11 protein-coding genes and 1 rRNA gene are annotated in these 14025 nt (G+C 65.1%); 6 read left to right on the top strand and 6 right to left on the bottom strand.

The window, feature by feature from the left end; translation table 11 throughout:
* Positions 1-41: 41 nt before the first annotated feature.
* Positions 42-503, bottom strand: a complete 462-nt coding sequence (locus tag L1277_RS00060; RefSeq protein ID WP_253374332.1) for an EVE domain-containing protein — start codon at positions 501-503, stop codon at positions 42-44.
* A 78-nt stretch (positions 504-581) separates the two neighbouring features.
* Between L1277_RS00060 and L1277_RS00055 the strand changes: the two genes are divergently transcribed.
* The gene (locus L1277_RS00055) at positions 582-1133 is read left to right on the top strand and encodes a hypothetical protein (RefSeq protein ID WP_253374331.1); all 552 of its coding nucleotides are present in this window, start codon (positions 582-584) and stop codon (positions 1131-1133) included.
* Positions 1134-1170: 37 nt separating this feature from the next.
* Here the strand turns inward: L1277_RS00055 and L1277_RS00050 are convergent, their stop codons facing one another.
* Positions 1171-2226 (bottom strand): 2-hydroxyacid dehydrogenase, encoded by a 1056-nt coding sequence (locus tag L1277_RS00050; protein ID WP_253374330.1) that lies wholly within the window; start codon positions 2224-2226, stop codon positions 1171-1173.
* Positions 2227-2252: 26 nt separating this feature from the next.
* Positions 2253-3566, bottom strand: coding sequence for an MFS transporter (locus L1277_RS00045; protein ID WP_253374329.1), 1314 nt, complete (start codon positions 3564-3566; stop codon positions 2253-2255).
* 393 nt (positions 3567-3959) lie between these two features.
* On the opposite strand from L1277_RS00045, the gene L1277_RS00040 reads away from it, so the two are divergent.
* Positions 3960-5450, top strand: a complete 1491-nt coding sequence (locus tag L1277_RS00040) for a DEAD/DEAH box helicase (RefSeq protein WP_253374328.1) — start codon at positions 3960-3962, stop codon at positions 5448-5450.
* Between the two features lie 150 nt (positions 5451-5600).
* A complete protein-coding gene (locus tag L1277_RS00035) occupies positions 5601-6116 on the top strand; it encodes a GNAT family N-acetyltransferase (RefSeq protein WP_253374327.1) in 516 nt (171 codons plus the stop codon).
* A gap of 44 nt (positions 6117-6160) precedes the next feature.
* On the opposite strand, the gene L1277_RS00030 is transcribed toward L1277_RS00035, so the two are convergent.
* On the bottom strand, positions 6161-6730 hold the full coding sequence (locus tag L1277_RS00030) for an NUDIX hydrolase family protein (RefSeq protein ID WP_253374326.1): 570 nt from the start codon (positions 6728-6730) through the stop codon (positions 6161-6163).
* Between the two features lie 67 nt (positions 6731-6797).
* Here L1277_RS00030 and L1277_RS00025 point away from each other — a divergent pair, with 67 nt between their 5' ends.
* From L1277_RS00025 to L1277_RS00015, 3 genes are read left to right on the top strand one after another with little or no spacing between them, the layout of a single operon-like run.
* Positions 6798-7439 carry an alpha/beta hydrolase gene (locus tag L1277_RS00025; protein WP_253374325.1) on the top strand — a complete coding sequence of 214 codons (642 nt, stop codon included), beginning with the start codon at positions 6798-6800 and terminating at the stop codon, positions 7437-7439.
* 47 nt (positions 7440-7486) lie between these two features.
* Positions 7487-12259, top strand: coding sequence for a DEAD/DEAH box helicase (locus L1277_RS00020; protein ID WP_256481310.1), 4773 nt, complete (start codon positions 7487-7489; stop codon positions 12257-12259).
* Positions 12252-13028 carry a DNA-formamidopyrimidine glycosylase family protein gene (locus L1277_RS00015; protein ID WP_253374324.1) on the top strand — a complete coding sequence of 259 codons (777 nt, stop codon included), beginning with the start codon at positions 12252-12254 and terminating at the stop codon, positions 13026-13028. Before L1277_RS00020 ends, L1277_RS00015 begins: the two co-directional genes overlap by 8 nt.
* A gap of 4 nt (positions 13029-13032) precedes the next feature.
* Here L1277_RS00015 and L1277_RS00010 read toward each other — a convergent pair whose 3' ends face one another.
* Together L1277_RS00010 and rrf are read right to left on the bottom strand one after the other, a co-directional pair.
* Positions 13033-13524 carry an FBP domain-containing protein gene (locus L1277_RS00010; RefSeq protein WP_253374323.1) on the bottom strand — a complete coding sequence of 164 codons (492 nt, stop codon included), beginning with the start codon at positions 13522-13524 and terminating at the stop codon, positions 13033-13035.
* A gap of 141 nt (positions 13525-13665) precedes the next feature.
* Positions 13666-13782 (bottom strand): 5S ribosomal RNA (gene rrf, locus L1277_RS00005).
* Positions 13783-14025 lie beyond the last annotated feature (243 nt).

The following is a 14025-nucleotide window of genomic DNA, read 5'->3' as shown; positions in this document are numbered from 1 at the left end:
GTAGGCGGAGCATCCGTTCGATGAAAAAACTGTTACGCCGTCTAACGTCGCGGTTCGGGCCACGTGCGGTCATCGGCACTGGGGCGTTGCATGGCCTGACGGATCAGCTCGAAGTCGTGGCGCGAAATTTCGATCAGCCCACGGCGCAACTGGTAGCCCCACTGCTGTGGTGCGTCGCGGGTGAAGTCGAGCATGCCGAGCATCGACCGAATCGGCGCGGACTCGGCATCGCGCTCATACTCAACGCGTCGACGCCACGGCCGACGATCGAGCGACACCGCCTGGTACGGCATGCCCGCCGCGATGCGCCCAATCGCCGTGAACTCGCGAATCGTCTCGCCGTCGGGATAGTCGGTCTTCGGCGAGTAATAGACGAGCCCGTCGGCTTCGCCCATCGCGTCGAGCCCGCCCCGTTGGCCGTGGTTCACTTGCGCGATTCCGAGGTCGACGGCGTTCCGTACGTGGTCGCGCGACGCAACGGCCAGCCAGTATCGAATCGCCATCCTCCCTGTTTAGCGCATCGCAGCGCTCTCGGAGCGTTCTCCCTGCCGCCGGGAAAGAAGTAGGGCCAGACTGGGCACATGCGTGTGCAACTGAAGCTCATTCTCGACTGCGAACCCGACGATGCCTGGCGGGCCCTGCGCTCCCCGGCTGTGCTCCAGGAGTTGTACGGGCCGCTGCTGCAACTTGCTCCCGACTCTCCGATGCCCACGCTGTGGGAGCCCGGTGCCATGAACGTCACCATGAAGGGTGCCGGTGTCGTTCCGGTTGGCCGCCAGTTGATCGATCTTGATTTTGATCTGAAGCGGATGCCTGGGGTACGGATTCTTGTCGACAGCGGTCGGCCGCTCAGCGGCCCCTTGTCGCTCCTCGACAGCTGGCACCATCGCATGGCTGTTGCGCCAGCGGCAGGAGCCGAGGGGAAAACCCTCTACCGGGACCGACTCGATGTCACGGGTCCCGCGGCGCTTCCGCTCTGGATGCCGTTGTGGACGATGTGGCAATGGCGCGGGCTGCGGCTCGCGCAGATGGCGCCGAACTGGGCCTTCGAACCAGTGCCCGCAGCTGAGCCGGGCGAGCCGGGCGAGCCGACCGACGACGCGTCGAACGCAGAAACCCCCGCCGCGCACTGAGCGAGCGCGAAGCGGGGGTTCCGTTCAACGGTGTGAGCTAGTCCGACGCAACCTTCGCCCGCCACGCCTCGGTCTCGAAGACCTCGGGGTTCAGCACCGAGTCGGGGCGCCCACCATCGGCGATCGCGATGATGGCGTCGAGAGCCGCGGTCGACACCGCGTCGGTGAACTGATCGGTCCAACCGAGGGCGTGCGGGCTCAGCAGCACGTTGTCGAGCCCGAGGATCGGATCGTTCGGGGTGAGCGGTTCGGGGTCGAAGACGTCGAGCCCGGCACCCGCGATGCGCCCGTCGAGCAGGGCGTCACGAAGCGCGTCGGTGTCGACGAGTTTGCCGCGCCCCACGTTGACGAGGAACGCCGAGCGCTTCATCCGCGCAAGAGCCGCCTCGTCGATCATTCCCGTCGTCTCCGGTGTGAGAGCCGCGGTCAGCAACACCACATCGGAGCGCTCAAGCAGTTCCTCGAACGAGACGAGGCTGACGCCGAGCTCGTCGGCCGCCGCGCTCTTTCCGCTGCGGTTGGTGCCGAGGATCGTCATGTCGAAGTTCTGCATCAGTCGAGCGACATCCGCCCCGACGCTACCGAACCCGACAATGCCGAGGGTACGGCCCTCGAGCCCGACGCCGCGGAAGTGCTCGCGGTCACTCCACCGTGACTCGCGCACCATTCGGTCCTTCGGAACGACATGATGTGTCAGCCCGAGGATCATGGTGACGGCAGCCGTGGAGAGCGTGCGCCGGATGGCGGTCGGCGTGTTCGTGACGACCACCCCGGCGCGGGTGCACGCGTCGAGATCGATGGTCTCGTAGCCGGCGCCGAACCGCGCAATGTGTCGAAGTCGCGGCGTCCGGTCCACAGTTTCCGCATCGAAGTACGTGTGACCCATCACGAGAACAGCGTCGACGTCGTCGAAGTACTCCGGCGGAAGCACCGGCGCGTCGCCCGGGAGCACCGACCAGTCGATGCCCCGCTCGACCAGCCGGTCGAATCCCAGGTCGCCGTGCACCGATGAGCCGTCGGGCCGCACGACATCAGCGGTGACGGCCACGCGGTACGCGCTCGCCCTAGTACCCTTCGGGTTCGTTGTCGCCATCTCGTCCTCCGTCAGCGCGGCGCCGGTCACGCGGTGGCCAGCTTCTGTGCGGTGATGGGCTTACGTACGAGGACCGTGTAGGCCACGGCGGCGAGCGACGCGATGATGCCGCCGATGACGAATGACGGGGTGTATGAGCCGGTGGCGTCGTAGATCACACCGGTGACCAGCGGCGCGAATGCTCCACCGAAGTAGCCACCGAAGTTCTGGATGGCACCGACCGACGCGATCTGGCTGCGCGGCACGATGTCGCCGGGCATAGCCCAGGCCGCTGCCTGCATGGTGGCCACGAAGCCCAGGGCAACCGTCATGACGGCAATGGCGAGAGGAAGCGTTGGCAGGAACGGGATGAGCACAACCAGGATTCCGGCCACGATCGCGGCTACCGACATGACGTAGCGCTTGGCGGTCAGCGCATCGCGACCCGAACGCTTGGTGTAGCGGGTCATCACCCAACCGCCCGTGATTCCGAGAATGGCGGCACCGAGATAAGGAATCGCTGCCAGGATGCCTGTGCCCGCGATGGTCACACCATGCGCGTCCTGCAGGTACAGCGGGAGGAAGACGATGAAGATGTTCCAGATCCAGATGACACAGAAGAACCCAGCCATCATGCCCCACACCTGGCGGTGGCGGAAGAGGCTGATCCACGAGGCCTTGGTGCTGCCGGCGGCTTCGATGTCGCGCTCCGACTTGATGTGCGCGAACTCTTCTTCAGACACCCGGCGGTGGTCCTCAGGCATCCGGTAGAAGAGGTAGAACGCCACGGCGAGAACGAGTCCCACTGCGCCGAGGAAGAAGAAGATCGACTGCCAGCCGAACGTGATGAGGAAGAAGGTCAGGATCGGCGGGGCGATAGCCGGTCCCCACTTCGAGCCGCTGTCCCAGATCGCCGTCGCCTGTCCACGCTCTGAGCGTGGGAACCAGTCGGCGGTGAGCTTGGCCGATGCGGGACCGTTCGGGGCTTCCATCAGTCCGAGCAACGCGCGGAACGTGATGAAGTGCCAGAGCTTGGTGCCGAACGCCATCAGCGCGGTTGCGATGCTCCAGCCGGCGATCGCGATGAAGTACATGCGGCGAGCGCCGAGCTTGTCGACGAGGAACCCGGCCGGGAGCTGGCAGAACGCGTACGTCCAGGAGAACACGGTTCCGAGCAGGCCGATATCGGTGCGGGTGAGGCCCAGGTCGGCGATGAGCTCCGGTGCGGCGATGGAGATCGCACTGCGGTCCATGTAGTTGAGAATGCCCGCGAAGAGGGCCCAACCGAGGATCCACCAGCGCAGGTTTTTCATCGTGCGCCGAACCGGCGTCGGGGCGGGCTTGGGTGCTGTGGTTGTCAAAACGCTTACTCCTTTGTAAAACGGTTCCGGCCGGAAGGATCTCCAGCGGGGTCCATACGATCGTCGATCCTATATTGTCTTTTATCGCTTGGCGAGTGGATGAGCGAAAAATCTTGACAGCCGAAAAAGCGGCGGGCAGGCAGGCGCTCTCGGCGACCTGCCAGACGTCACCACGTGACATCCGCTAGACTGGAAACACTTGCGGGCCCAGTTACGTGCCCCTTGCGTCGTAGAACGCTTCCTCTCTCCCCGACACTCTTCGAGAGTTCGGGTCGATGACTCTTCATACGGCGAACGGATGTGGCCACTGCCACCTTCGCCATTTACTCCCGCTCCAGCCGGTTTCGCCTGTCGAGATCCAGTACGGGAGACTGTGCCCCGAAAGGCATTTCTTTGTCAGAAACTGTTCCAGACACCACTTTCGCTGAACTCGGCGTTCCTGCAGCTCTCGTCTCGGCTCTCGCCGCAGACGGCAAGACGCTCGCCTTCCCGATCCAGGTCGACACGCTCCCCGACACCCTCGGTGGACGCGACGTTCTCGGCCGCGGAAAGACCGGCTCGGGCAAGACGCTTGCGTTCAGCATTCCGATGGTCGCTCGACTCGGCGGCAAGCTCGCCGGTGGAAAGCGCCGCCCCGGCCGTCCGCTCGGACTGGTGCTCGCACCGACCCGCGAGCTGGCGACCCAGATCTCTGCCGTGCTCAACCCACTCGCAGCGGCCTACGGGCTCAACACCACCACGATCTTCGGTGGCGTCAACCAGACCCGCCAGGTCACCGCGCTCAAGGCTGGCGTCGACATCGTCGTAGCCTGCCCCGGCCGCCTCGAGGACCTGATGAAGCAGGGCTTCGTCAACCTCGACGCCGTTGAGATCACCGTGCTCGATGAGGCCGACCACATGGCCGACCTCGGCTTCCTGCCGGTCGTCACCCGCATCCTCGACAAGACGCCGTCCAACGGACAGCGCCTGTTGTTCTCCGCAACGCTCGACAATGGTGTGGACAAGCTCGTGCGCCGCTTCCTGCACAACGAGGTTCTGCACTCCGTCGACGAGGCCACCAGCCACGTCTCCGCGATGACCCACCACGTGTTCGAGGTCTCGGGCGCCGACTCCAAGAAGGAGCTCATCGAGACGCTCGCATCGGGAACCGGTCGCCGGATCCTCTTCATGCGCACCAAGCACCACGCGAAGAAGCTCGCCAAGCAGCTCACCGACTCGGGTATCCCCGCCGTCGACTTGCACGGAAACCTCTCGCAGCCGCAGCGCGACCGCAACCTCGCCGCGTTCAGCGACGGATCGGCCCGCGTTCTCGTGGCAACGGATGTCGCGGCTCGCGGCGTGCACGTCGATGACGTTGAACTCGTCATCCACGTTGACCCGCCCATGGAGCACAAGGCGTACCTGCACCGCTCGGGCCGCACGGCTCGCGCCGGCAGCGCCGGAGACGTGGTCACCATCTGCCTTCCGACCCAGAAGAAGGACCTCGCCGTCCTGCTCCGGAAGGCCGAGATCAAGGTGACCCCGATCGCCGTGACACCCAAGAGCCCCGAAGTCACCGCTCTCGTCGGTGAGGTTGCCGCATACGTCAAGCCGGTCCCCCGCGTCGTCCAGGCGCAAGGCGGTGGACGCTCACAGGGCGCCAACGCCCAGCGCAAGCGCACCGCACGGTCGGGCCAGGGCGGCAGCGGACGGACTCGCTCGGGTGCCGGATCGCGCGACTACTCGACGTCGTCGGCCGGAACGACCGGTCGCCGTCACGAAGGTGCGGCATCGGGCCGCCCGGCTCAGGCTCGGCCTGACCGCGCCGCGCGCCCCGAGCGTTCATCTCGCCCGGCCGCCTCGGGCGGACAGCGCACGCACCGCCGCGTTTCCAGCGGAAGCTAAGCACTCCCACGCTCGACAAACACCGGTCGCCTCACTCCTTTTCCCGGAGCGGCGGCCGGTGTTTTTCGTGAGCGCGAGGGAACACTCGGACGCTCCGTCAAATCGGCTCAAGGATTTCTCAGAGTCAAAACCACGGGGTATGGTCACGGTATGAGCAACGAAGCCTCCATCACTCCCACCCGTGAAGTCATTGTCCGCCCGGTCCGCGATGTCGATGCGGAGTCACTCGGTCGCGTTCACGCCCAGTGCTGGCATGAAGCGTACGACGAGCTCATCTCCAAGGCAGCGCTTGAGCGCCTCTCGCCGCGGCGGATGGCTGAGCTCTGGACGCACTGGATGAATCAGGGTCCCGAGTACATGCAGTTCGCGGCCGTGCTCGAGGGCGAGATTATCGGTTTTGCCGGATCGGGCCCCGCTCGTGACGAGGATGCTCCGCGAGAGCGAGAGCTGTACTTCATCAACATGCTCGCCGAGTTCCGCAGCACCGGCACCGGCCAGAAACTGTTCGACGCCGCGATTGGCGATGGACCCGCTTACCTTTGGGTCTCATCGGCGAACGGTCGAGCGCGCCACTTCTACGAGAAGAACGGCTTCGTCGCCGACGGTGCCGAGCACACCGAGCCGTTCCTCGGCGAAGAGATCCACGAAGTTCGGTACGTGCGATAGCGAGACGCCCGCGAACTCATCGCGCACGCTGAACTGCGCAACTCCTACCGCAGTCGACCGACCGATGCGAGCGCCAGGCGAAGCAGGGTGCCGCGCCCGCCTTCCATCTCGTCACTGACGGCATCCGATTGCGCTTCTTCAGGCGTCATCCAGGTGATCTCGAGTGCGTCCTGACGCGGCTCACACGTGCCGGTCACCGGCACAACGTAGGCGAGCGCGACCGCGTGCTGGCGGTCATCGGTGTACGGCGAGATGCCGGGCATCGGAAAGTATTCGGCGACGTGGAACGGAGTCGGCGACGCCGGCAGCAGCGGGAACGCCATGGGTCCGAGGTCCTTCTCCAGGTGCCGGAACAACGCGTCGCGCAGTGTCTCACCAAACATGACCCGACCGGAGACCAGGGTCCTGGTCATCTGCCCGGTTGGTGTCGCCCGCAGCAGAACGCCGACCTCGGTGACGATACCGAGCCCGTCGACCCGCACCGGAACAGCTTCAACGTAGAGCAGTGGAAGCCGCTGGCGCACCTCGGCGAGTTCGATGTCGCTGAGCCAGCCCGGAGTGGGATTCGACGACGGTTCCTGCGGCTGGTCTGGGTCGGGAGTGCGAACGCTCATGGTCCATTCTTACCAGCGTTCACATCTGTAGGCTTGACCGAAGGCCCCAATCAGAGAGAACAGCCGCATGACGAACCCCACGATTGACCGCGATGCCGTTCTGTGGTCGGCCGCCGAGGAAGACCACGACGACCGGTCACTACTCCTGGTCCTGCACGGTTACGGTTCGAATGAAGCCGACCTGTTCAGTCTCGCGCCCTACCTGCCGCTCGAACCGGTCATCGCGTCATTACGTGCGCCGCTGGATGCGCCCTGGCCTGTTGAGGGTTTCTCCTGGTACCCCATCGACGCGCCCGGCAAGCCCGACGAGGCGGGAGTGGATGGAGCCGCCCAGGCTGTGCTCGCCTGGCTCGACGCGTTACCGAACCAGCCAGCAACGATCGGAGTTCTCGGCTTCTCGCAGGGTGGAGCCATGGCCATGCAGTTGATCCGCCACGCCCCCGAGCGGTTCGCTTACGCCGTGAACCTCTCCGGTTACGTGTCGCCCGGTGTCCTCGAGGGCGACGCTGTCCTCGCCGAACGCCGCCCACCGGTGTTCTGGGGGCGCGGAACTCATGACCAGGTCATCCCGGCGTCCGCCGTTGCGCGCACCGTCGAGTGGCTTCCCGAACACTCCACGCTGGCCGGTCGCATCTATGAAGGGCTCGACCACTCGATTTCGCAGCAGGAGCTCGCCGACATCCGAGCGTTCATCGAACGACAGTTGTAAACCCATCACCCAAAAATTCCAGAAAAGCGGATGCTGTCAGTGGCGTCATGCAGGATGGAAACGTGCGTGATGTCCTCGAGCGGTTCTCCCCCGCCACCCGTGAGTGGTTCAGTGGGGCGTTCGCCGCACCTACCAGTGCACAATCCGGCGCCTGGGACGCCATCTCGCGCGGGTCACATGCGCTCGTCGTAGCGCCAACCGGTTCCGGTAAGACCCTCTCTGCGTTCCTCTGGTCGCTCGACCGGTTGATGAGCGAACCGCGCACCGATGACACGGCGACCCGTGTGTTGTATATTTCCCCACTCAAGGCGCTGGGCGTCGACGTCGAGCGCAACCTGCGCGCCCCGCTGACTGGCATCACCCAAACCGCGATCAGACTCGGTGCCGAGCCGCCGCACGTCTCGGTCGGCGTGCGCTCTGGTGACACTCCGGCCGCCGACCGCCGTCTGCTCGCGAAGAACCCGCCCGACATCCTCATCACGACGCCCGAGTCGCTGTTCCTCATGCTCACATCGGCAGCCCGCGAAACCCTGCGTTCGGTCGAGACCGTGATCATCGATGAGGTCCACGCCGTCGCAGCCACCAAGCGCGGTGCCCACCTCGCTCTGTCCCTCGAACGGCTCGACGCGCTCCTCACCAAGCCCGCCCAGCGGATCGGCCTCTCAGCAACCGTGCGCCCTTGTGAAGAAGTCGCACGCTTCCTGGGGGGCTCCTCCCTCGTCGAAATTGTCGCCCCGCCGGCCTCCAAGCGCTTCGACCTCGGCGTCATCGTCCCCGTCGACGACATGACCGACCTCGCCTCAAACGCTCCATTCGTCCCCGAAGGGTCCACGTCAGGCGCCCTCGACGGCGAGCGCACCGGGTCCATCTGGCCCCACGTCGAAGAAGCCATCGTCGATCGCATCCTCGAGCATCGATCCACCATCGTTTTTGCGAACTCGAGGCGCCTGGCCGAGCGCCTCACGGCGCGGTTCAACGAGATTTACGAGGCGCGGCTCGACGCTGAGGTCCTCGCCACCGAACCCGAGCTGGCCGGCACGGCGGTCGCTGCAGCCACCGGCACGGCGACCCGACCACCCGCTGCGCTGATGGGTGGAAGCGGGCAGACGCAGGGTTCTTCCGACGACGGTCCTCAACTCGCTCGCGCCCACCACGGCTCGGTGTCAAAAGAGCAGCGTGCCTTCATCGAAGATGACCTCAAGTCAGGTCGACTGCGCTGTGTCGTTGCGACCTCCAGCCTCGAGCTCGGAATCGACATGGGCGAAGTCGACCTCGTCGTGCAGGTCGAATCGCCGCCCTCCGTCGCCAGCGGACTCCAGCGCGTCGGCCGAGCCGGGCACCAGGTTGGCGAGATTTCTCGCGGAGTCCTCTTCCCCAAACATCGATCCGACCTCGTCAACTCGGCGGTCGCCGCCGAACGCATGGTGGCCGGACAGATCGAGTCCCTCTCCGTTCCCACCAACCCGCTCGACATTCTCGCCCAGCAAACCGTCGCGGCCACCGCTCTCGAGCCAATCGGCGTCGAGGAGTGGTACGAACAGGTCAAACGCAGCGCCCCGTTCTCCCGGCTCCCCCGCTCCGCATACGAGGCGACTCTCGATCTACTGGCCGGTCGATACCCGAGCGACGAGTTTGCGGAGCTTCGCCCGCGCATCGTCTGGGACCGTGACGCCGGTACCCTCACCGGCCGCCCCGGCGCCCAGCGCCTCGCTGTCACGAGCGGCGGAACCATCCCCGACCGCGGCCTCTTCGCCGTCTACATGGTGTCCGGTGACGCCACTCCCGGCTCCCGCGTCGGCGAACTCGACGAAGAGATGGTCTACGAGTCGCGCGTCGGCGATGTCTTCGCGCTCGGAGCCACCAGTTGGAAGATTCAGGAGATCACCCACGACCGCGTCCTCGTCACCCCGGCGTTCGGCCAACCCGGCCGCCTGCCGTTCTGGAAAGGCGACAGCCTCGGCCGCCCCGCCGAACTCGGCGAAGCGGTCGGAGCATTCCGTCGCGAGATCGATACAGCAAGCGAAGCGGATGCCACGGCCCGGCTTGCCAGCGCCGGTCTCGATGCGCGCGCAGCCACCAACCTTGTGGCCTACCTGACCGAGCAACGCACGGCGACCGGGCACATTCCCTCCGACAAGACGCTCGTCGTTGAACGCACGCGAGACGAACTCGGCGACTGGCGAGTCATCCTTCATTCCCCATACGGAATGCAAGTGCATGCGCCGTGGGCCCTCGCTGTCAGTGCACGGGTGCAGGAGCGGTTCGGCATCGACGGCGCCTCGGTGGCCAGCGACGACGGCATCATCGTTCGCATCCCCGACACCGAGACAGAACCACCGGGCGCGGAACTCTTCGTCTTCGACGCGGCCGAGCTCGAGGCACTCGTCACCGAGCAGGTGGGTGGCTCCGCTCTCTTCGCCTCCCGCTTCCGCGAGTGTGCCGCGCGAGCCCTCCTCCTGCCCAACTACTCGCCCGGCAAACGGGCACCGCTGTGGCAGCAACGACAGCGCTCGGCCCAACTGCTCGACGTCGCCCGCAAGTACCCGTCGTTTCCGATCATCCTCGAGACGGTGCGCGAGTGCCTGCAAGACGCATACGACCTGCCCGCACTCCTCGCCATCACGAAGAAGCTCGCCAGCCGAGCGATCCGCATCGTCGAGACCACAACTGACCTGCCTTCGCCGTTCGCCAAGTCGCTGCTCTTTGGTTACGTCGGTGCCTTCATGTACGAGGGCGACAGCCCGATCGCCGAGCGCAAAGCAGCAGCACTGACCCTCGACAGCGGGCTCCTCGCCGAACTGCTCGGCCAGGTCGAACTGCGCGAGCTTCTCGATCCGGGTGTCATCGCGCGCACCGAGTCAGAGCTCCAGCGCCTCGCCGAGTCGCGTCACGCCAAAGGCCTCGAGGGGGTCGCTGACCTCCTGCGGATGCTGGGCCCGCTCACCGCCGAGGAGGTCGCTGCCCGGCTCGAGTTTGCGCCGCCCGCTCCGACCAGCACCGAGTTCAGGGAAACGGCAGATGCCACAGCTCTCGCCGAGACCGCCGACCCTACCAGCCCCGAGCCGGCCACCACGGTTACCACCACTCGCGTTCCCACTGCCGAAGAGGTTGCCGTCGCCGCACAACACCTCGCCGACCTCGTAAGCGCGAAACGTGCCATTGCTGTGTCTTTCGCGGGGACCAACTGGTGGGCCGCGATAGAAGACTCCGCGCGACTCCGGGACGCACTCGGCGTCCCGCTGCCGATCGGCGTCCCGCTCGCGTTTATCGAACCGGTCGCCGACCCAGTGGGCGACCTGGTCGCCCGATATGCGCGCACACACGGCCCCTTCACCACACAGCAGGTCGCCGACCGGTTCGGACTCGGCAGTGCCGTCGCCTCACACACCCTCGTCCGATTGGCGGACGCACGCCGCATCGTCCGCGGGGAGTTCCTCGCAACCGGTCGTGAGACCGTGGGTGACAATACCGAATGGTGCGACAGTGAAGTCCTCCGTCGGCTGCGTGTGCGCTCCCTCGCCGCACTGCGGCACGAGGTCGAGCCGGTGGAACAGTCCGCGTTCGCCCGGTTCCTCCCCGTATGGCAGCACATCGGCGGACGCCTTCGTGGAGTGGATGGTGTGGCAACCGTCATCGATCAACTCGCGGGTGTCGCCCTCCCGGCCTCGGCATGGGAGTCCCTCGTCCTTCCACAACGCGTGTCCGACTACTCCCCGGCGATGCTCGACGAGCTCACCGCTACCGGAGAAGTGGTCTGGGCCGGAGCAGGCTCACTTCCTGGCAACGACGGATGGGTCAGCCTGCACCTCGCAGAAGCCGCATCCCTGACGTTGCCCGTCCCCGTCGACGCCGAACCCGATGAGCTCCAGCGCGAGGTGCTGCTCGCACTCGGTGGTGGCGGCGCCTATTTCTTCCCGCAGCTGGCCGAGGCTACTGGAGCACGCGACGATGCTTCCCTTGTCACTGCGTTGTGGGAACTCGTCTGGGCTGGGCTCATCACGAACGACACGTTCGCGCCCTTGCGCACACTGACGGGTCACGGGAAGGGTGCGCACCGCACGACTCGTGCCGTTCCCCGAGCCCGAATGTATCGAGGACGCCCGCTGCGCCCGGCGACGATGGCGACCCGGGTGGGAGCCCCCATACTCGGAGGTCGTTGGTCCATCCTGCCGCTGGCCGAGCAAGACGCCACCATCCGCGGTGCGGCCACGGCGGAGATCCTGCTTGAGCGCTATGGCGTCGTCACTCGTGGATCGGTGATGACCGAGGGCGTCCCCGGTGGGTTCGCCCTGACGTACCGCGTGCTGAGCGGATTTGAAGACTCCGGTCGTGCTCGCCGTGGCTATTTCATCGACGGGCTGGGTGCCGCTCAGTTCTCCCTCGCGGGCACCGTCGACCGGCTCCGGGCATTCACTCGCGCCGATGATGACGAGCCTAAGGACCCCGTCGACGTGGTCACGCTCGCTGCGAGCGACCCGGCCAATCCCTATGGCGCCGCCCTCCCATGGCCAGCCCTTGAGACGGCGGGCACCAAACATCGCCCGGGCCGTAAGGCAGGTGGTCTGGTCACGCTCGTCGACGGTGAGCTCGTCCTGTACTTCGAGCGAGGCGGTAAGACCCTGCTCAACTTCAGTGATGATGATGGCAAGCTAGCTGCTGCTGCCGCGTCTGTCGGTACCCTTGTGAGACAAGGCGCGATCGACAAGCTTGCTGTAGAGAAGGTGAACGGCGAGTTCCTACTGGGCACTCCCGTGGCGGCGGCGCTTCGCGAAGCTGGCTTCAGCGAGACACCGCGCGGATTGCGGATGCGGCATGCCTGAGGGCGATACCGTCTACCGGGCAGCGGTTCACCTGGATCAGGCACTGAACGGAGCAACGCTCACCGGCTGGGATCTTCGAGTACCGGCGTACGCAACGTCGGATCTCACGGGTGAACGCATCGATGAGGTGGTGAGCCGGGGCAAGCACCTGCTTCATCGCATTGGGGACTACACCCTACACAGTCACCTCAAGATGGAAGGATCATGGCACCTGTACCGTCCCGGGTCGCCATGGAAGCGCCCTGCCTTCCAAGCGCGAGCGGTACTCACGACGAGCGATTGGGTGAGCGTCGGTTTCGATCTTGGGGTGGTCGAGCTCATTGCTCGCGCCGATGAAGACTCTGTAGTTGGCCACCTCGGCCCCGACCTCCTCGGTGCCGATTGGGACGTCAACGAGGCAATCGCACGGTTGAGCGCGGACCCCGCGGTTCCGTCAGCGGTGGCGCTCCTCGACCAGCGGAACCTCGCAGGCTTGGGCAATGTGTACGCGAACGAATTGTGCTTCCTTCGTGGCGTATTGCCTACTCGACCCATCGGTGAGACCGATATCCCCGCAATGGTTGCGCTGGCGTATCGACTTATCATGGCCAACCGAGACCGAACCGAGCGCACAACGACCGGTGACACACGACCGGGACGCCAGGTCTGGGTATACGGCCGCGGCGGTAAGCCCTGTCGCCGTTGCGGCACCAGGATTCGTTCAGGTTCAATCGGCAGCGACCCGACTCGGCTGCGGGACAGCTACTGGTGCCCGCGGTGTCAGACTTGACGACTTAGACGCTGTCGACTTTGGCGACGAAACCGTCGAGCCGGCTCTTCAGTCCAGCGATCTTAGTTGCGACAACGACCGAGGGGTCAGGCTGAATCTCCGAAACGGGCGGTTCGACGCGAACATGTGCGGAGCAGTTCAGCCCAGCACAAAGATAGGTGCCAATAGTGTTGCCGTTGCGCCCGGCGTCTCCCGAGCGGGGAGCGACGAAGAGCGCGACATTGTCTGCTGGCTGCGGTGTTTGGCAGAGTGAGCACATCTGAAAGCGAGCGCGTGTGGACTGGTCTGCGCGGCGGAGAACGATTCCGACCGGCTCGTCGCCACGCCATGTAACGAGGTACGCACGCTGTGGAGCTTTCGGATCCTGCCAACCGAGGTAATCACGGCGCTCCCAGTCGAGATGCTCGAGCCCGACGGGAACCATGATGCGGAATGCTTCACCCTTCGAGCAGTTCATGAATGACGTCCGGATGTCGATTTCGCTCAACTCACGCATGGCTCCCCTTCGATTCGTGGCACGCCAAGCCTACGTAAAGCAGCGTTAAATGCGAAGAGCCCGTCCTGGTGTGGGCGGGCTGTGTGTTGGTGGGTTAAATGCGAAGAGCCCACCCCTTGGGGGTGGGCTCTTCTAAGTTAAGTCCGGCGGTGTCCTACTCTCCCACAGGGTCCCCCCTGCAGTACCATCGGCGCAAAGAGTCTTAGCTTCCGGGTTCGGAATGTGACCGGGCGTTTCCCTCTTGCTATGGCCGCCGAAACATCTTGTGACGTGTAGTCAAAAGTTGAATCGAACAAACACGTTTGAGTGTGTTGTTCGGTTCTCGACCGTACATCGAGAACCACATAGTGGACGCGTCGCATCAGAGAACATGTCAATGTTCGATCTGAGTTCGTTAATGATTTACCAAAACTCATGCTCCACCCAGGGGGTGGGATGATTGGTAAGTTATCGGCTTATTAGTACCGGTCAGCTCCGAGAGTCTTTAGTCCTCTCTTCCAC

This window comes from Okibacterium sp. HSC-33S16 (assembly GCF_024171565.1).
Classification (GTDB): Bacteria; Actinomycetota; Actinomycetes; order Actinomycetales; family Microbacteriaceae; genus Mycetocola_A.
This window is presented reverse-complemented; position numbering and strand designations above follow the sequence as displayed.

Excerpts from the sequence above, each read along its gene's own strand:
- L1277_RS00060 (WP_253374332.1), bottom strand. The coding sequence starts at position 503 with ATGGCGATTCGATACTGGCTGGCCGTTGCGTCGCGCGACCACGTACGG.
- L1277_RS00055 (WP_253374331.1), top strand. The coding sequence starts at position 582 with ATGCGTGTGCAACTGAAGCTCATTCTCGACTGCGAACCCGACGATGCC.
- L1277_RS00050 (WP_253374330.1), bottom strand. The coding sequence starts at position 2,226 with ATGGCGACAACGAACCCGAAGGGTACTAGGGCGAGCGCGTACCGCGTG.
- L1277_RS00035 (WP_253374327.1), top strand. The coding sequence starts at position 5,601 with ATGAGCAACGAAGCCTCCATCACTCCCACCCGTGAAGTCATTGTCCGC.
- L1277_RS00030 (WP_253374326.1), bottom strand. The coding sequence starts at position 6,730 with ATGAGCGTTCGCACTCCCGACCCAGACCAGCCGCAGGAACCGTCGTCG.
- L1277_RS00025 (WP_253374325.1), top strand. The coding sequence starts at position 6,798 with ATGACGAACCCCACGATTGACCGCGATGCCGTTCTGTGGTCGGCCGCC.
- L1277_RS00020 (WP_256481310.1), top strand. The coding sequence starts at position 7,487 with ATGCAGGATGGAAACGTGCGTGATGTCCTCGAGCGGTTCTCCCCCGCC.
- L1277_RS00015 (WP_253374324.1), top strand. The coding sequence starts at position 12,252 with ATGCCTGAGGGCGATACCGTCTACCGGGCAGCGGTTCACCTGGATCAG.
- L1277_RS00010 (WP_253374323.1), bottom strand. The coding sequence starts at position 13,524 with ATGCGTGAGTTGAGCGAAATCGACATCCGGACGTCATTCATGAACTGC.